At 63.0% G+C, this 18,599-nt stretch carries 15 protein-coding genes; 5 read left to right on the top strand and 10 right to left on the bottom strand.

The genetic code is table 11. The annotated features are described in order from the left end of the window. The first annotated feature begins 12 nt into the window (after positions 1–12). Genes AC2FMD_RS08005 through AC2FMD_RS08020 form a run of 4 tightly spaced genes read left to right on the top strand, consistent with a single transcriptional unit; the run spans position 13 to position 5,602 of the window. Positions 13–837: a SapC family protein gene (locus AC2FMD_RS08005; RefSeq protein ID WP_496794895.1), complete on the top strand. Its 825-nt coding sequence runs from the start codon at positions 13–15 to the stop codon at positions 835–837. Further along, positions 824–2,167, top strand: coding sequence for a TolC family protein (locus AC2FMD_RS08010; RefSeq protein WP_496794896.1), 1,344 nt, complete (start codon positions 824–826; stop codon positions 2,165–2,167). The genes AC2FMD_RS08005 and AC2FMD_RS08010 overlap by 14 nt, the downstream gene beginning before the upstream one ends. After that, positions 2,164–4,308, top strand: coding sequence for a type I secretion system permease/ATPase (locus tag AC2FMD_RS08015; protein ID WP_496794897.1), 2,145 nt, complete (start codon positions 2,164–2,166; stop codon positions 4,306–4,308). The genes AC2FMD_RS08010 and AC2FMD_RS08015 overlap by 4 nt, the downstream gene beginning before the upstream one ends. Next, positions 4,292–5,602, top strand: coding sequence for an HlyD family type I secretion periplasmic adaptor subunit (locus tag AC2FMD_RS08020; protein WP_496741668.1), 1,311 nt, complete (start codon positions 4,292–4,294; stop codon positions 5,600–5,602). Before AC2FMD_RS08015 ends, AC2FMD_RS08020 begins: the two co-directional genes overlap by 17 nt. A 15-nt stretch (positions 5,603–5,617) precedes the next feature. On the opposite strand, the gene AC2FMD_RS08025 is transcribed toward AC2FMD_RS08020, so the two are convergent. From AC2FMD_RS08025 to AC2FMD_RS08070, 10 genes are all read right to left on the bottom strand, one after another. Beyond that, positions 5,618–7,384 carry an ABC transporter ATP-binding protein gene (locus AC2FMD_RS08025; RefSeq protein ID WP_496741666.1) on the bottom strand — a complete coding sequence of 589 codons (1,767 nt, stop codon included), beginning with the start codon at positions 7,382–7,384 and terminating at the stop codon, positions 5,618–5,620. Positions 7,385–7,584: 200 nt separating this feature from the next. Continuing rightward, on the bottom strand, positions 7,585–8,286 hold the full coding sequence (locus tag AC2FMD_RS08030) for a response regulator transcription factor (RefSeq protein ID WP_496685249.1): 702 nt from the start codon (positions 8,284–8,286) through the stop codon (positions 7,585–7,587). Further along, positions 8,283–10,151 carry a PAS-domain containing protein gene (locus AC2FMD_RS08035; protein WP_496685738.1) on the bottom strand — a complete coding sequence of 623 codons (1,869 nt, stop codon included), beginning with the start codon at positions 10,149–10,151 and terminating at the stop codon, positions 8,283–8,285. Before AC2FMD_RS08035 ends, AC2FMD_RS08030 begins: the two co-directional genes overlap by 4 nt. A 107-nt stretch (positions 10,152–10,258) precedes the next feature. Further along, on the bottom strand, positions 10,259–11,017 hold the full coding sequence (locus AC2FMD_RS08040; RefSeq protein ID WP_496741664.1) for a methyltransferase domain-containing protein: 759 nt from the start codon (positions 11,015–11,017) through the stop codon (positions 10,259–10,261). Then, entirely contained in the window at positions 11,014–11,631 is a 618-nt protein-coding gene (locus AC2FMD_RS08045; protein ID WP_496794898.1) for a pimeloyl-ACP methyl esterase BioG family protein, read from the bottom strand. The genes AC2FMD_RS08040 and AC2FMD_RS08045 overlap by 4 nt, the downstream gene beginning before the upstream one ends. Then, positions 11,628–12,914 (bottom strand): adenosylmethionine--8-amino-7-oxononanoate transaminase, encoded by a 1,287-nt coding sequence (bioA, locus tag AC2FMD_RS08050; RefSeq protein WP_496794899.1) that lies wholly within the window; start codon positions 12,912–12,914, stop codon positions 11,628–11,630. Before bioA ends, AC2FMD_RS08045 begins: the two co-directional genes overlap by 4 nt. Next, entirely contained in the window at positions 12,911–13,531 is a 621-nt protein-coding gene (gene bioD / locus AC2FMD_RS08055) for a dethiobiotin synthase (RefSeq protein ID WP_496794900.1), read from the bottom strand. Before bioD ends, bioA begins: the two co-directional genes overlap by 4 nt. After that, positions 13,528–14,658 (bottom strand): 8-amino-7-oxononanoate synthase, encoded by a 1,131-nt coding sequence (locus AC2FMD_RS08060; protein WP_496794901.1) that lies wholly within the window; start codon positions 14,656–14,658, stop codon positions 13,528–13,530. Before AC2FMD_RS08060 ends, bioD begins: the two co-directional genes overlap by 4 nt. Beyond that, positions 14,655–15,635: a biotin synthase BioB gene (gene bioB, locus AC2FMD_RS08065; protein WP_093963112.1), complete on the bottom strand. Its 981-nt coding sequence runs from the start codon at positions 15,633–15,635 to the stop codon at positions 14,655–14,657. The genes AC2FMD_RS08060 and bioB overlap by 4 nt, the downstream gene beginning before the upstream one ends. Positions 15,636–15,737: 102 nt before the next feature. Beyond that, positions 15,738–17,273: an alkaline phosphatase family protein gene (locus tag AC2FMD_RS08070; RefSeq protein ID WP_496741656.1), complete on the bottom strand. Its 1,536-nt coding sequence runs from the start codon at positions 17,271–17,273 to the stop codon at positions 15,738–15,740. A gap of 200 nt (positions 17,274–17,473) precedes the next feature. On the opposite strand from AC2FMD_RS08070, the gene AC2FMD_RS08075 reads away from it, so the two are divergent. Then, entirely contained in the window at positions 17,474–18,598 is a 1,125-nt protein-coding gene (locus AC2FMD_RS08075) for an ABC transporter permease (protein ID WP_496712349.1), read from the top strand. Position 18,599 lies beyond the last annotated feature (1 nt).

An 18,599-nucleotide genomic window follows, 5' to 3' on the forward strand; every position in this document is an offset into this window, starting at 1 on the left:
TCGAGAGGGAAAATGGTTCAGAACGACCGGGTCGCAGTGACCACACAGAGACATTCCAAATGCTCTTGGCATCGGTTCACATCCTATGATTTCGCCCGAACCATGGCAGTTTGCGAGGTCGTTGCCTCAGAAATCCCGATCGTCGCAGCTTCGTTCCCGATCGGGTTTCTCTCCAACGGCGAATCGCTGCGACCGGTCAGCATCATGTCTGTCTTGGAAGGGGAACCAAACCCCTTCGTCGCAAACGACGGCCGATGGTTGGCACCCTATGTGCCGTCTGTCCTGCGGTGTCACCCCTTTTTCGCGGCGCCGGCCGACCGTCGGAAAGCCGGGCACGAGAGCACCTTTACCTTGCTTGTGGACGAAACGACGGGCCTTGTCACACCAGATTCGACAGGACTGCCGTTTTTCACGTCCGACATGGCGCCCTCGCAAGAGCTTGGGACAGTCGTCGACTTCATGCGACACTATTTGGCGGAGCAGAGAGCGGCTGAGTCCGCCTGCGCCGTCCTTGCCGAGCTCAAGCTGTTTGCACCCTTGCAATCAGGTGTGCCGCTGAGCCTGGATTTGCCTCTTTGCGGCATCGATTTCACGCGTTTGGCCGAGTTGTCACCGCCCGAAACCTCGCTGATGATGACGAGTGGCGCAATGCAGATCGCATACAGCCATCGGGTTTCGCTCGCTCATTGTGAATGGTTGGGCAAGTTGCAGATGGCCGCCGGCCGAACTCAATCCGCTTGCGCAACCTCCCAGCCGTCGGAACTGGACGGGTTCCTCACTGCGCTCGCTACGGCACAATCCAAGGCCGAAAACGAGGCTTCCCATGCATTTTTTTGAACGGTCTGCGCAGAAAGTACTTGGCTGCATTCTTTTGGCTCTTGTCTCCGCGTGCGAACCCGTGCCGGATCTGGCGCCAGTCGAAATGGCCTTCTCGGCCGGCACGGCCGGAGCGGGCGCTACCGCACCGTCTGAGCGACTGACCAGCAGCGAGTTCGGCCGCCGCATCCGCCAGGCGGTGGAATCCAGTCCGACGCTTGCGAAGTCAAATACGGAAATCGACCTGGCACGCGCGAACCGGGACGTCGCCGAAGGTGCATTTCTGCCGCAGCTGTCCTTGGGATTGAATGCGCGTTCCGAGCGCGTGGATTCGGATGTTTCTGACGTATCGCCCTATCTACGCGTCTCTCAATTAGTCTATGACGGCGGCGCGGCCTCTGGCAATCTGGCCGCTGCCCGGGCCAGGATTTTGGAAAGCCGCGGCAACCAATTGCAGACGGCTTCCGCGACCGCCTTGGCCGCAATCGAGGCTTATGTTTCGGTTCTGAACCGGCGCGAGCTTGTTGACATTGCTCGGCAGAATGTAGCGGCGCACGAACAGATCGAACGACAGATTTCCGAGAGGACCGACATCGGAGCCGGATCGACTGCTGATCTTCTGACCGCCCGGTCCAGGATCGCGGATGCCCGCACGAAACTGGCCGACGCGCAGGCGCAGGCTGATCGGTCCATCGCCCGTTTCCGGGAGATATTCGGCTATGACCCCGGTGCTCTACCCGCTCCGCTTCCCGCGCCCGTTTTAAACAGAAGCGACAGCCAGATCGTGCTGAACAGCCCACAGGTTCGACGCGCGGATGCGGCGCTTCTTGCCGCTAGGGCCGAGCAGTCGGCGGCCTTGGCCAGGCGCCAACCGGATATTCGCGTATCCGCCTTCGCCAACCAGGACGACAACCATGACGCGAATTTCGGAGTGGACCTGTCCGTCAATTACGAGATTGACAGCACCGGCAAACGGCGAGCCCAAATCGCCGCTGCCTCGGCGCGCATCAAGCAGGCGGAATTCGAGCGGGAAACGCTGATCCGCGAAATCGGCCGCGAACTTGGCTTCATTCGGTCAGACCAGAAAGCCGGCGCCGAACGACTGAAAGAGGCGCGCCGCGCCGTTCAGGCAAACATCCAGAATGTTTCGGCGATGCAAGAGCAGTTCAAGATCGGCCGCAGCAGCCTGATCGAAATTCTGGATGCACAACGCGATCTGGTCGCCGCGCAGGAGCGGATGATCCTCGCCGAGCAGAACTTTTTCCTGACCAATTACGCCGCCATCAGCCTGACCGGCGACATCCTCGACCTGTTTGATATCCAACTGGAAAACTGGAACGGCATGCCATGACCTCGGAGCGCCCGGAACCCACAAAGCCGAACTTCAAAGCACTGGAGCGTTGCCTTCTGCACGTCGCAGCCGAATTGGGGCGGCCACTGACGCCATCGCGGGTCATTGCGGCCCAGCACAACCCGGAAAAGGGGTTGAACGTCAAAGAGACATTGGCTCTCGCTCAGGATGCCGGCCTGCAGGCCGGTTTTGGTGCACGTCGACTGGAAGACTTCGACGATGTGCTGGCACCTGCTGTTCTTTTGATGCAGGGCGACAAGGCGGTCGTCTATCATGGACGGGGTCACGGCGGAGACCTGTTGATCTTTGACCCTGAACTGGACAATGGCGTTGTGGAAATGCCCCAAGAGACGGTTGCCTCGCTTTATTCCGGTTATGCCATCTTGTTCCGTAAGGCCCACAGGGACGGTCCGAAGCCGGACACCAGGGACGACGGTCACTGGTTCTGGTCGGCCCTGATGGCGAACCGCTGGTCCTATGCGCAAGTCGCTCTGGCTGCCGCCATGACCAACTTTCTGGGTCTGGCCACATCGGTCTTCATCATGGTCGTCTACGACCGGGTACTTCCCAACGAGGCGACGGAATCCCTTGTCGCGCTGACGGTCGGCGTCGGTCTTGCGTTGCTGTTTGATTTCATCCTCAAGATCTTGCGGGCCGAGTTCATCGACAGGGCCGGCCAGAGGGCCGACATGCTGATGGGGCGACGGATCTTCAACCAGATTCTGAACATCCGGATGCAATCGCGCCCCGGGTCGATTGGTGCCATGGCGAGCACCGTCCGCGAATTCGAAACCCTGCGCGAGTTCTTTACGTCAGCCACGCTGGTTGCCGTCGTCGACCTGCCCTTCATCGCGTTGTTCATTTTCGCGATCTACATGGTGGGCGGTCAATTGGCGGCCATTCCGGCGCTGGCGGTGCCTGCGGTCCTGCTGGCGGGCTTGGTGGTGCAACCCTTTCTTTCCCGGCTCGCGGCACGGAATTTTGACGAAGGGCAGTCCAAGCAATCAGTATTGGTGGAAACTCTGGCCGGTCTAGAGACGATCAAGACCACGACGGCCTCGAACCGGATGCGCAAGCGCTGGGAAGAGGCGGTCGAGCGGCATTCGCAAAACGGGATCAAGAGCCGGGCGATCACCCAGTTCGCGCTTAGCCTGACCGGATTCGTGCAACAGGCCGCGCAGGTTCTCATCGTCTTCTACGGGGTATTCCTGATTGCCGACGGTCACGCCAGCATGGGTGCCCTCGTTGCATCGGTCATGTTGACCGGTCGGGCCCTGGCCCCGCTGGGGCAGGTTGCGCAAACACTGACGCGGGTCAATCAGGCGCGCAGCGCCTATCGCAACCTGCAATCTCTGATGTCGGCAGACTGCGAACAGCCAGCAGGACGAACCTGGATCAGCCGGCCCGGCTTTGCAGGCCGCGTTTCCTTCAATAACGTCTGCTTCGCCTATCCCGGTCAGGAAGAAGATACGCTGCGAAACGTGACCTTCACCATCGAACCCGGGGAAAAGGTCGCAATTCTTGGGCAGATCGGCTCGGGCAAGAGCACAATTGCCCGGTTGCTTCTGGGACTGTACCAGCCGCGATCGGGGTCGGTTCTTCTGGACAATATCGACATCCGGCAGATTGACCCGGGCGACCTGCGGAGAAGCATTGGATCGGTTCTGCAGGACATATGGCTGTTTTCAGGATCCGTGCGTGACAACATAGTCAGCGGCGCCTATCGGCCCAGCGAGGAAGACCTGATCCGCGCCGGCCACATCGCCGGAGTCGAAGATTTCGTGAACCGACACCCCAGCGGCTACGACCTGCAACTGGCAGAGCGCGGCGAAGGTCTGTCAGGGGGTCAGAGACAGGCCATCGCCCTGGCACGGGCCTTGATCGGGCGACCACCGGTCCTGATCCTGGATGAACCGACAAGCGCAATGGACGTAAAGTCAGAAGCCGAGATTATCCAGCGCCTCAAGACGGCCACAAAAGGAACCACGACCATCGTCGTCACCCACAGAACCAGCCTTCTAGAGATGGTGGAGCGGGTGATCGTCATCGAGAACGGCAGGATCGCCGCCGACGGCCCCAAGTCGATACTGACCCATCGCGCCCGCAGTACACGGAGGCATCTGAATGTCGCGGCATCCTGATTTTGCTTCCCTTGAGCGGGAACTGCGCGGCCGCCCGGGCGCGCGAGGTTCGGTTCTGCTGCTGGTGACCTTGAGCTGCATCCTGGTTGCGGGTGTCTGGGCGTATACCACCGAACTGGATGACGTCGTACGCGCCGATGGGCGCATTGTACCGTCGGCCGATGTTCAAGTCATCGAGGCCACCGAACCCGGCGTTCTGTTGGCCCTGCATGTTCGCGAGGGTCAGGTCGTCGACAAGAATGAGCTGTTGATGGAATTCGACGCCACGCAACTTGACAGCGACCTGGACCGCGAACGGCAAAAGGCCTTTGGGTTGATGGCAAAGGCACAAAGGCTACAGGCCGAGATCGATGGAACCGATCTGAGGTTTGAGGACGATCTGGTCCGGCAGGCGCCCGAAGTCGTCCAGTCCGAGACGGCCTTGTATCTGGGGCGGCAGGCGGAATTGGCCGATGAGATCGCGATTCTGGAGCGACAACGCGAACAACGCCAGCGCGAGTATGAAGAAGGTCTGGTCGACAAGGTCACGGCGGAGGAAACGCTCAAGGTCCTGGCGGAGGAACGTGCCCTGATCGAACCCCTGGTTAAACGCCAGATGGAGCCGGCGACGACCTTGATGGCCCTGCGCCGCAGCGAAGCCGAATGGAAAGGGCGCAAGGTCAGAGCCGAGGCGGCCACATTGCGGCTGAACACCGGGTTGAGCGAAATCGATGATCGGATCAAGGCCGCCCGCAGCCGGTTTCGTACGTCGGCCTTGACCGACCTTGCCTTGGTCACGGCCGAATTGGCCGCACTGGAGCCGACGCTGCCCGCGCTGGAAAACAGAGCTTCGCGGGCGCAGGTCCGGGCACCGGTCAAAGGAATCGTCAACCGATTGCACCGCAGCACACTAGGCGGCTTGGCCCGCAGCGGAGAGGAGCTGGTCGAGATCGTCCCCTTGGATGACAGCCTGCTGGTCGAAGCCTATGTCCGGCCCGAGGACATTGCGTTTCTGCGTGCAGGCCAGAAGGTCAGGGTCAAGATAACGGCCTATGATTTCGCGCGCTATGGCGCACTTGACGGTGAAATCATCCGCATCGGTGCCGACACGATCACCCGATCCGAGCGCAACGACGAAGAGGTTTTCGTGGTCGAGGTGCGGACCGAAGACAAGCTGCTGGACGCGGCCGGGAACCCTGTCGAGATCATTCCGGGCATGATCGCCGAGGTCGATATTCTGTCCGGGCGGAAAACCGTCCTGGAGTATCTGTTGCAGCCGGTTCTGAAGATCAAGAACCGCGCGTTCAGGGACTAGGGCACGCCACCTGCGTCAATTGGAGGACGTCTTGAACTGTTGGTCGAACAAACCCCGGAATCTGCCTTTCATTTCCAGCAATTCATCCAGATTGCCTTGTTCGACCACCTGCCCGTCTTGCACCACCATGATTTTGTCCGCGCCCAGCACCGTCGACAGCCGGTGCGCGATGACGATCGTGGTGACGTTTTCGGTCAATCTGTCCAAGGCGTCCTTGACGAGGGATTCGGAATCCGCATCCAAAGCACTGGTGGCCTCGTCCAGCAACAGAATCTCGGCCTTGCGCAGAATGGCCCGGGCGATGGCCAGGCGCTGTTTTTGCCCACCCGACAGGAAGGCTCCGTTTTCGCCAACCTGCGTATCATAACCTTTGGGCAGCGCCATGATGAAGTCGTGCGCATGCGCAGCACGCGCCGCCTCAATGACCTCTTCGTCGGTGGCATCCGGTCGGGCAAAGCGCAAATTCTCCATCACGGATGTCGAAAACAGGAACGTGTCCTGGCCCACAAACGAGATTTTGCGCCGCAACGAGGCAAAGCTGACATCCTGCAAGTTCTGCCCGTCGATTTCGACGGTACCACTTTTGGGATCGTAGAACCGCATGATCAGGCCGAAGATGGTCGATTTTCCGCCGCCGGATTGCCCCACCAGCGCGGTCGTCTTGCCAGCCTCGAAAGTCGCGCTCAGATTTCGGATGACCGGGTGCGAACCGCGATACCCGAACGTGACGTCCTTCAGGCGAATTTCACCGGGCCCCGGAGCAAGGTCGATTGCCCCCGGCTTTTCGCGCATCGGGTCTTCCTGATCCAGCAACTGAAACATCATACCGATCGGCACCAATGTGGTTTCGATCGCCACACGCATGCGCGACAGCCGTTTGGCCGGCTCGTAGGCCATCAGAAGAGCCGTGATGAACGACATCAACTGACCCGCCGATGGCGGCTCGCTGCCGGCGAGTCCCATCGTCGAAACCACGAGAACGCCCGCCACCGCCAATCCAGCCAAAAGCTCCATCAAGGGGCTTGCGATCGCCTGCAGCTTGGCGATCGAGTTGGCGCGGCGTTCGACCGAGCGAATGGCGCCGTGCATCCGGTCGACCATCATGTCCTCGAGCGCAAAAACCTTGATCACCTTGATGCCGGCCGAAGTTTCCTGAAGCACCTTGATGATCTCTGCCAGCGATTTCAGCTCGGATTCCATGATGACGCGCACGCTTTTCAAAAGCGCCCTCACGCCCCACAGGGCCAATGGCCCCACCACAAAGAACATAACCGACAGAACCGGTTGCTGGTAGACCATCACAAAGACCAGGCCGACCAGCGTCAGGGCGTCTCGAACGAAACTGGTGACGATGACATCCACAAGACGCCGCGCAGCCTGGGCCCCATTGGTCACGCGCATCAAAAGACTAGACGACTCGGTCTTGGCAAAAAACCCGACCCCGCGGGTGATAAGCTTGTCGTACAGCTTTTCCTGCTGCTCGGCGATGATGCGGTTACCGGCGCGTGCCAGAAACACGGCCTGAGCATAGGAGGCCACCGCCTTGGTGAAAAACAGCGCAACGACCCCAAGCGCAATCCAGTAAACCTGCGATTGCATTTCGGGGGTGGTCATCGCGTCGACGATGCTTTCCATCATCCACGCGGTTCCGGCTGTCGTCGCGGCCACGATCGCCATGGCGACCATTGCGATGGCATAAAGCCGCCACTGCGCCCGCAGACTATCGCCCACCAGCCGGCCGATATGGCCGGAGCGCCACTTGGCCCAGGTCTTTCCGATCATCAGGGTCTCCAAACGTTCTGACGCCTTGTTGCGTGTCAGAACCGGATTTGCAAGTTGTCAAAGCGCCGACCGGCAAAGCCGTGCCACGACGCGCAGAAGCCTTCAGTTAGGGGCTGAGCTCGAAAATACCAGTGACAATGCGGGTTTTCGTCAAAGCATCGGGTGACCAAGACCTGTCGGGCCGTTCGCTCGAAACCCTATCACCGCCACTCGACGTCGCCCAAAAAGATGTAACCGGCGCCGTAGATGGTCTTGATCAGGCGGGGGTTCTTGGGGTCTTCTCCCAGTTTGGTCCGCAGCCGCGATATGCGCACGTCCATGGCCCGGTCAAAGCTTTCGCCCGCAGCCCCGCCCAAAGCCTCCTGCATCTGCGCTCGACTGATCAGGCGTTTGGGGCTTTCCAGGAACAGCCGCAGAACTTCGCCCTCGGCATGGCTGAATGCGGCTTCCTCACCGGTATCAGACAGCAGAACATAGCGGTCGAAACACGCCGTCCAGCCATGGAACCTGGCCACCTGCGATTGCTGCACCTGGGATCTGGGCGCACGCAGACGGGCGCGGATGCGGGCCACCACCTCAGCTGGGTCAAACGGTTTGGTGATGTAGTCGTCGGCCCCCAACTCCAGCCCCGTCACCCGGTCCTGCACCTGTGCCCGACCCGAAATGATGATGACCGCCGCCCCCTGTTCAAGCGCCAGCCGGTGCACCAGCGCCAATCCGTCGGTGTCGGGCAGCGACAGGTCCACGAGGCACACATCCGGCGTGACCCGTTTCAGAGACGCTTCGAATTCGCGGGCGCGGGCAAAGCTCTGGGTTCGAAATCCAGCGTCTTCAAGCGCTTCGGTCAGAATCCGGCGGATTTCCGGCTCGTCGTCCAGAATGGTCACCAGGGGTTGCGTCATGAGGCGGCCTCGGTTCGGATCAGCGCGGACAATTGCGCGCGGGTGAAGGGTTTGCGCAGGACCGGCGCCTTGGCAAGAGCTTGACGGTGCAGCGGGTCATCATAGGGCAACGAGGTCATCAGGATCACCGGAATTGGTAGAGCAAGTCGTTCGATCAGATCAATGCCGGTGGCAGTGCCCTCCAGCCGAATATCGGACAAGATCAGCGAGATGTCATTCAAACTGGCGGTCAGTGCCAGCGCCTCATCCGCCGAGGTCGCCTCGATCACCGAAAGACCCAGATCAACCAGCATGTCGCGGAACTGGTGGCGCAGATCGTCGCTGTCTTCGACCAGCAACGCCAGGCCCGACTGGACAGGCGGCGCGGGCCGATAGGGCAGCCGCAGCATTACGGATGCGCCAGATGGCGTATTGCGCAGTTGCAGGTCTCCGCCTGCCAGCTTCACCGTGTCATAGACCATCGGCAGGCCCAGCCCCGACCCCTTGCTGCCCTTGGTGGTGAAAAACGGGTTTAACGCCTTGTCCAGCGCATCGGGTGAAAACCCCGGGCCTGTATCGGACACGGTAATTTCCACCCAGATCCGACCGATCGCATGGGCGCTGATGGTGATCTGCCCGCTACTGCCGCAGGCGTCGCGGGCATTCAGCACAAGATTCAACAACGCGTCCTGAACCATGCCCGGGTCCAACATCAGCGCTTCATCCGGCAGAGTATTGACCACCGATAGCCCCACGCCACGCGGCAAGGAAGGCGAGGCCAACACCCGCAGATCCTCGAGCAGGCCGCGCATGTCGGTGGCCTGCGGCTGCGGGGTGCGGTTGCCGGTCATGTCGGCGATGCGGTTCAGCAGCTGCCCGCCGCGCCGCGCGGTCTGCTGGGTTGCGACCACAAGCTCGGCGGCGTCTTCGGGCAGGTCCATCTTTTCCAGCTTGGCCTGCATCCCCAGGATGATGGTCAGCAGGTTCGAGAAATCATGCGCCAGCCCGCTGGTCATCTGCGCGGCCATAGCCCGGCGTCGGGTCTGCTGCAGGGCCACGCGGGCCTGCGTTTCCTCGGTGATGTCCACCGACATGATATAGACGCCGCCCGCGCCGTCGGGCGTGAACGAGACACGGATACGGCGTGAATCCTGATCCTCGGTGAATTCGAACACCGAGGCCTGCCCGTCATAGGCCTGTTTCAGATGCGGCCGGACCCGCTCGTAAGCGTGCGCGCCGAGGGCCTGCGAGATGTGCAGACCCAGGATGTCCGACGGCCGCCCCGGCAGGACCGAACTGAGCCGCCGGTTAGAATAATCATACCGCCCCTCGGCATCCAGATGGGCGATATGGGCGGGCATCATCTCGGTGGTCATGCGGGTGCGCGCTTCGATCTCGGTCAGCTGGCGCTTGGCCTCTTCCAGCGCGCTGATCGTGGCGGCCAGTTGCCGGTTGGTGGCCGAAAGCTCTTCGGCATGGCTCAGCAACTGGTCCGACAGTTCTTCGGACCGGCTGCGCAGAAGCTCTTCGACCCGTTTGGTGCTGGTTATGTCTGTATAGACGGCAACCCAGCCACCGGTGGGCAGGGGTGCGCCCTCGATCGCGATCACCTGCCCGTTGGGGCGCACGCGTTCCATGTAGTGCGGCTCGAACGCCAAGGCCTGTTCGACCCGGACGCTGACCAGATCCTCGACCGATTGGTCGTGACCATATTCCCCGCGGCTGGCCAGAAAATGGATCGTGTCGCTGAACAGCGCGCCCGGCTGCACCAGGCGTTCGGGCAGGTCGAACATTTCCTGAAAACGCTTGTTGCTGACCACAAGGCGCAACTGGTCGTCATAGATCGACAACGCCTGACCAATCAGGTTCAGCCCTGCGGTTGTCATCTCTTTGATGCGCTGTTCAGATATGTCCACGCCGATCCTCCCCTGGGCACAGGCCTATCACCAGTTTTCGGGCAGGTGTAGAGGGGCCGGATGCGACCGGTTGGCCCCTAGCCGGGTTTGCGGGCGATGATCCAGACGGGGTGATAAGTCAGGCGCACGCCTTCGGGGCCGGAAAACGCGGCGCGATAGCGCGTGCTGAAATCGGTCAGGTCGGAGCGGGTCCAGACCTGCGCCGCGCGGCCGTTCACCCCGGTCTCACGCAGGTGGCGCAGCACGTCCAACGGCGTGTCGAACCACAGCGGTTGCCGATCCTGCCACAGGTCGAGGATTTCAGCATCGGGGCCGATCCCCGCGGCCAGATCCTCGGGGCCGCACAAACCGGGCGCGCGGGCGGCCGACCCCAGCGCGGAAAGTTCGGCGTACTGGTCGGGGCCAAATCCCGAAATGGCAACCCACCCGCCGGGTGCGACCTGATGCATCGCGCGGCGGACCACGGCCGTCGGATCGTCCAGCCATTGGACCGTCGAGGCCGAGGCAATCAGGTCGGGCCGCGCGGGCCATGTCACATTGCGGATATCGCCCGGCAGGAAATCCGCGCCCCATCGCCGCGCAGTCTCCTGGGCCTCGGCCATCAGGTCGTTGAGCGTGGACCGGGTGAACGAAAACTGCTGGTGCAGCGCCTCGGTCAGATGGCCGGTGCCGCAGCCGATTTCGAACAGGGTGCCAAACTGGCGGGGCGCCCCGAGATCGACCAGCCGATGCGGCAATGCGCGGGCGATCCGGGCCTGCGGGCCAGCGGCGCAGTGATAGCTGCCGAAGCTGCGGCTGAAACTGCGCCGGATGCGGTCCGTGGGCATGGCGTTCATGCGAACCACTCCGCCCAAGTCTGCCCCGCCGCGAAAGGCTGGTGCGGGCCAGGGATGCGTCGCACGGTGTCCGATTGGCCCCAGGCCACCTCCTGCGCCGCCGTCGGCACGATGCGGTCCGAGGCAGAAATCCAGACCCGGTCGAACTCGGGATCGGGCGCAGGTCCGCGCGCCGCGATGGCCCGGAGTTCCTCGGCCGCGACGGCAAAATCGATCCCGGGTGCGGGGCCTTCCAGCCCGGCCCGGCGGCAGAACCGTGCAAAGCTGGCCGCGCTCAGGCCATCGGCCGTGGCCGCGACCGTCTCGGGCGCGATGCCCCGGTCTGCATCCGCCGGAAACAGCGTGCCGTTGACCGCAACCTTGCGGACACAGGTCAGCCCGTGACCCGCCAGCCAATGCGCGGCCGACGCGACCCCGAAGGAATAGGCCAGCAGCCGGACCGTGTCATAGTCGCCGGTTTCGGGCAGGGCGTCGTCGAGGTTGCGATAGTCGTCAACCACCAGAACATCCGCCGCCCCGGTCAGGCGCGTAAACGGCGCAGGCCCCAGCGCCCACCCGCCGAACACCAGCGTCAACTGCGCTCCGCCGTCACGGTTCAGCCAGTGCCGCCTCATGCGTCGCCTCGCGCCAGTTCGACCATGGCCGCCGTTACCCGGCTCAGCTCGTCGCCCGAGATCACATAGGGCGGCATGCAATAGATGTTGCGCGCAAAGGGGCGTAGCCAGACACCGGTTTCCGGCGCCCGCCGATGAGCGATGCGCGGATCGACCGTGTGCTCCATCTCGATCACGCCGATGGCGCCCAGCACCCGCACATCGGTGACGCCGCGCAGGCCGCGCGCCGGCTCCAGTTCGGCCTTCATCTGCGTCTCAATGGCCCGCGCACGGGACTGCCAGCCGTTGTCTTCAAGCAGCCCCAGGCTGGCGATGCCGGCGGCGCAGGCCAGCGGATTGGCCATGTAGGTTGGGCCGTGCATGAACACGCCGGCCTCGCTGTTGCCGATACCATAAGCCACCTGTTCGGTGGTCACCGTTGCGGCGAACGAGATATGCCCCCCCGTCAGCGCCTTGCCCAGGCAGATGATGTCCGGCGTCACCCCCGCATGGGTGGTGGCAAACAGCTCTCCGGTCCGGCCGAACCCCGTGGCGATTTCATCGAAGATCACCAGAACGTCATGGGCCTGACACAATGCCTTGGCCCGGCGCAGCCACTTGGGGTGATAGAAATACATGCCGCCCGCGCCCTGCACGACCGGTTCAAGCACCAACGCAGCCAGCCGGTGCGCCTTGTCGCGCAGCAACTGTTCCAGAGCGTCGAGCCCGTTCTGCGCGGAGTCCTCTGGCCAGTCATCGCCCAGGCGAACGGACGGGCGTGGCAGAAAATGTTGGATCGACAGCGCACCGCGGAACAGCCCGTGCATGCCGTTGACCGGGTCGCAGACGCTCATCGCCTTCCAGGTGTCGCCGTGATAGCCGCCACGGATCGTGGCGAACTCGACCTTGTCGGTGCGGCCATGGGCCATCTGGAACTGCACCGCCATCTTCATCGCCACCTCGATCGAGACCGAGCCGCTGTCGCAATAGAAGATCCGGTCCAGCCCCTCGGGCAGCAGGGCCACCATCTTGCGGCCCAGATCAATGGCGGGCCGATGGGTCAGGCCTCCGAACATGACATGGGGCATCCGGTCCAGCTGCTGCTGCATGGCGGCTGTGATCGCCGGGTGACGGTGCCCATGGATGGCGCACCACCACGAGGACATGGCGTCGATCATCTTCACCCCATCCTCGCGGTACAGATACACGCCCTCGGCCCGGTCGATCAGATGCATCGGGCCCGGGTCGGCCACGTTCGTATAGGGGTGCCATAAGTGGCGGGCGTCAAACTCGAGCGGGGTCACAGGGCACCTCGGATCGTGTCCATGTCGATCGCCTCGAACGCGCGGCGCAGGGTGGCGGGTGTCAGATTCTCGATCCGGCCGAGGCGTCCAACGTGGGGCACCTGCGACATCTGGGCGATGGTCTGTTCGACCTCGGGTTCGGGGTCTCCGATGAAGGCCACACCGACCACCGGGCAACCGGCGCCGCGCAGCGCCATCAGCGACAGGGTCGTGTGGTTGATCGTGCCCAAAGCCGTCCGCGCCACTAGGATCACCGGTGCCTGCCAGCGGGCGAACAGGTCAAGGTAATAGGCCTGCCGGGTCAACGGCACCATGACTCCCCCTGCCCCTTCGACCACCAGCGGGCCATTGGTCTGCGGCAGGGTCAGTCGGTTCAGGTCGATCGCGACCCCCTCGGCCTCGGCCGACAGGTGCGGCGAGGCGGGCAGGTTCAGCAGATACGCCTCGGGCAAGACCGGTTGGCCGGACAGGCGCGCTACGATCTGGCTGTCGGTCTCTTCCTCAAGCCCCGATTGCACGGGCTTCCAGTACTGCGCGCCAAGGGCCGCAGTCAGCCCGGCGGAAAACACGGTCTTGCCGACACCGGTGTCGGTTCCGGTCACGATCACTGTGGTCATGCGGTTCCTGCCTGTTGTTCGGCGATGGCCTGAAACACCGCCGTGATGTCCTGCGCGCCGACGTTGCCGGTGATCGAGACCCGCAGTCGCGAGCTGCCTCGTGGTACGGTGGGCGGGCGGATGCCGCGCACGTCAAACCCCATCTGCTGGAGTTCCGCCGCGCGATCCATCGTGGCCGCGTCCTGGCCCACGATGACGGGCATGATCTGGCTGTGAAATCCGGTCAGACCGCACAGGCGTGCGGCTTCAGCATGGGCATGGGCCATCCGGTCGCGCGCGGCCAATGTCAGGCCCGGGTCCTGTCCGACGGCCCGCAACGCGCCCCGCACGATGGCGGCGTCCAATGGCGACGGGGCTGTCGCAAAGATGAACGGCCGTGCCCGGTTGATCAGGGTGTCGATCATTTCACGCGGCCCGCAGATCAACCCGCCGCTGGCGCCCAGCCCCTTGCCGCAGGTGTGCAGTGTCAGCATCTCGGCGTTCAACCCATGGGCCAGTCCCTGCCCGTTCGGGCCGAAGACGCCCGTGGCGTGGGCCTCGTCCACCACCAGCACTGCCTGCTCGGCTCGGGCCAGTTCGGCCAGGGCGTTCAACGGGGCCAGATCGCCCTCCATCGAATAGACGCTTTCGACCGCGATCCAGACCTGGCCCGTGCCGCCTTGCGCACGCCAATCGGCCAGCACCGCGCGGGCCGCCGAAATGTCGTTATGCGCAAAGCCACGGGTGTCGGCCCGACCCAAGCGCATCCCTTCATGCGCGCTGGCATGGACCAACTCGTCATGCAGGATCAGATCCCCGGCCGCCGGCAGGGTCGCGAAAATGGCTTGATTGGCCTGAAACCCGCCGCCCATGTACAGCGCCGCCTCGGCGGCGAAAAAGGCGGCGGCCTCGGCTTCCAGCGCCTCATGCTCGGGGTGGTTGCCGCGCAACAGGCGCGACCCGCCGGAACCCAGCGGAACACCCCGGTCCAGCGCGTCCTGCGCCGCACGTTTCAGAACATCGGACCCGGCCAGGCCCAGATAATCGTTGGATGCGAAATCCAGCCCAGTGCGGGGCGCAAGCCTGCGCAGCCGATGGCGCGTTTCCAGCACCTTCAGCGCATTGCCCAGCCTTGCGATCGCTGTCATTCGGCCGCGTCCACGCGGGCCTCGGACTCCGCCTCCATCGGCTGGATGCCCAGCTTGGCGAACAGGATCGCGTCCTTGCTTTCCTCGGGGTTCTCGGCGGTCAACAGCGTGTCGCCGGCAAAGATCGAGTTGGCACCGGCAAAGAAGCACATGGCCTGCATCTCGTCGCTCATGTCGCTGCGGCCAGCGGACAGGCGGACATGGGATTTCGGCATCATGATCCGCGCCAGCGCGATGATGCGCACGAAATCGATCGGATCGACCGGCTTGGCGTCGGCCAGCGGGGTATCGGGTTGCGGCATCAGCATGTTGATCGGCACCGAATCCGGCGGCTCGGGCAGGTTGGCCAGCGTGACCAGCATGTCGATCCGGTCCTCGCCGTTTTCGCCCATGCCCAGAATGCCGCCCGAGCAGACCTTCATCCCCGCCTCGCGCACGCGGTTCAGCGTGTCGATCCGGTCGGCAAAGGTGCGAGTGGTGATGACCTCGGGGTAGTAACGCTCGGACGTGTCGATGTTGTGGTTGTAATAATCCAGCCCGGCATCGCGCAGCTGCACCACCTGGGTGTCGTCCAGCATACCCAGGGTCATGCAGGTTTCCATGCCCATCGCCTTGACGCCCTGAATCATCGCCACCAGCGCATCCATGTCGCGCGCCTTGGGCTCACGCCAGGCGGCGCCCATACAGAACCGGGTCGAGCCGGACTCGCGGGCCTTGCGGGCCTCGGCCAGAACGCGTTCGACCTCGATCAGTTTCGAGGCGCTCAGCTTGGAGCCGTTGCGCGCGGATTGCGAGCAATAGGCGCAATCCTCGGCGCAGCCGCCGGTCTTGATCGACAGAAGCCGCGACATCTGCACCTTGTTGGGGTCAAAATTCTCGCGATGTACGGTCTGCGCCCGATACAGAAGATCCATCAGCGGCAGGTCATAGATGGCCTGAGCGGTTTCGCGGGTCCAGGTGTTCGATGTAGCCGACATTTTATAGATAATTTTTCCCGATGATTCAGATTTACTCGGGTTTATCAATAAAGCCGGAAAACGCAACATCCGCGATGTCACAGGGGGTGGAACTGGCGTGGGTCAGGAATAGCGCCACACCGATCTCGGCCCATCCGGCGTGATTGAATGCAACGAGAGTGTATGGTCCATGTTGCGCATCCGGTGGCGCAGCATCTGGCGCGTCAACCGCGCAAGGTCCGACGCGAATTCGGGCTTGTGCGCGACATTCTCGGCCTCGCCCTTGCCATGGTGATCGAACAGCAGGGGCGGCAGATCGGCGGCGAATTCCACCAATGTAAACCGCGCATCCCGCAGGATGCCCAGGCACGAGTCGCTGTGCCCTGTCCCCAGCCGCCTCTGCCAGACGGTCGGGTGTTCGGGGTCGGAAAAATCCAGCTCACTGAAAGAATGGCTGCGCCAGTCCGCCGGTGTCTGGCCCTGCAGAAGCGGCAGCAGGGAACGCCCGTCCATCGAATTCGGGATGGCCTGCCCCACCCAATCCATAATGGTAGGCGCGATGTCGATGGATTCGGTCGGAACGTCGACACGCAGCCCCGCATTCCTCGCGTTGCCCGGCGCGCGGATCACCAACGGCGTGTGATAGGCCGCGTCATAGACCGACATCTTGCCCCAGGCATGGTGGTCGCCCAGCATCTCGCCATGATCGGCGGTGATGACGATCAACGTGTCATCATATTGACCACTGTCCTTAAGAAACCGCAGCACCCGACCGATGTGATGGTCGACCTCACTCGCCAGCCCCAGATAGACGGCGCGCAGTGTCTGGGTGTTCGGATCGGTCGGTGACACCTCGGCAAAGCCATGCACGCAGTCACCGGTCCCGCAGTTTTCCAGCGCCGGACCAAAGAACGGATGAACGGCGGCTTCGGCGTCAGGCGTATCAAGGCGCGTCGGCAGGGGCAGCGACGCCGGATCATACATGCGGTTGTACGGCGCCGGCGCAACCAGCGGCGGGTGCGGGCGGATATAGGTCAAATGCGCGAACCAGCCGGGCTTTCGATACGACGCGATCTCGTTCAAAAACGAGTCGGTCAGGAATGCCGTGTCACTGTCTTCGGCGCTGTAAGGGGCCGGATCATTCAACCGAGGCACGGACCCGTCCTGTGAAACCGGCTTGTAGAGGTCCCAATAGTTGTCGAACTCATATCCCTTGCGCAGCAGGTGCGATTGCCAGGGAAAAGATTCCTCGAGCCGCATTTCGACGACCTCGTGAAAGCCGTTCATCGGGTTTTCGTAGGTCTTTACCGCCGGGTCGTTCGGGTGATGCACCCTCGGGTCGGCCGAGGTGTCGGTATAGCCGAACAGCTGCGGCAGGTATCCGGCCTTGCGCATTTCGGTGGCGATGTTTGGCGTATCATGCCGCAGCGGCGTGCCGTTGCGCACCGATCGGTGGTTCATGGCATATTGTCCGGTCAGCAGCGACGCCCGCGACGGCCCGCACGGGTTGGTGACCGAGAAATGGCGGGTGAACGTGACGCCCTCGGCCATGAAGCCGCGCAGGTTCGGCAGATCGACATGGTCGGCCAGCGCCCCGGTCAGGCAGTCGGCACGCAACTGATCGATGATGATGAACAGGACATTTCCCCTTCGCCGCATTCCGAACCACCCTGTCTGGATCCCGTGTTCCGTCCGAAAGCGACTGTGTCTGCGATCCTTGGGCCGGGCAACCGATTCCGTCGGTCAGGCGAGATTTTCCGACGGCGCGGCAGCCCCTGAAGGACACGCCCCACGCCCAGTTTCACCTAATGTGCAAGAAAGCCGTTGCAGCAGGGGGCCGTTTCCCATCTGATACCCACATGACACAGCCCTCGATTGCATTGGAGCAGGTCAACGACGACCTGCGGATCGCCGTTTCGGGTGAGATGGTGACCCAATCGCTGGAGTCGGTGGAAAAGGGATTTCGGTCTGTTCCCCCCGACGCGAGAAGCATTGTTTTCGATCTGTCCGGGCTCAGGTCGCTGGACACCGGAGGCGCCTGGCTGATCTGCGATCTGGCGCGGCGCGCCTCGGCGGCGGGCGCAACCGTGACTTATGAAAACGTCTCGGCCACGCAATCGGCGCTGCTTGAGACCGTCGCGCAGAACATCGCAACCGAGATACCGGCAGAGGCCCCGCCGCGCGGCTTCGTGCCCTGGCTGGAGTCTCTGGGCCGGAGGACGGTCGGGGCCGGGCGCGACACGGCGTCGATGCTGGGCTTTCTGGGCCTGACGCTGCATCGGCTGGCGCGCACGTTGGTCATGCCGTGGCGTCTGCGCCGGGCCGCGCTGGTGTCGCAGATGGAGGAAACCGGGCTCAAGGCGCTGCCCATCGTGGCGCTGATGGGGTTTCTGATCGGCGTGGTTCTTGCCTTTCAGGGGGCAACCCAGTTGAAACAGTTCGGCGCCGAGATCTTCGTGGTCGAGCTGATCTCGATCTCGGTTCTGCGCGAATTGGGCGTCCTGCTGACCGCGATCATCGTGGCGGGCCGGTCGGGCTCGGCCTTCACAGCCTCGATCGGCTCGATGAAGGTGCAGGAGGAGATCGACGCCATGCAGACGCTGGGCCTGGACCCGATCGAGGTTCTGGTTGTCCCTCGGGTGCTGGCGTTGCTGATCATGCTGCCGATCTTGGGCTTTGTCGCCGACATTGCCGGCCTGTTCGGCGGCGCCTTGATGAGCTGGATCGATCTGGGCGTCAGCCCCGGCATGTTCGTCACGCGCCTGAAGGAAAACACCGATGTCTGGCACCTGGCAGTCGGCCTGATCAAGGCTCCGTTCTTTGCCGTGGTCATCGCGGTGATCGCCTGTTGGCAGGCGATGCAGGTCAAGGGCTCTTCCCAGAGCGTGGGGCAGCGGACGACATCATCGGTGGTGCAGGCGATCTTCATGGTGATCGCCATCGATGCGCTGTTTTCCATCTTCTTCTCTGAGGTGGGCGTCTGAC

Source organism: Ruegeria sp. BHSC276, from assembly GCF_059612945.1.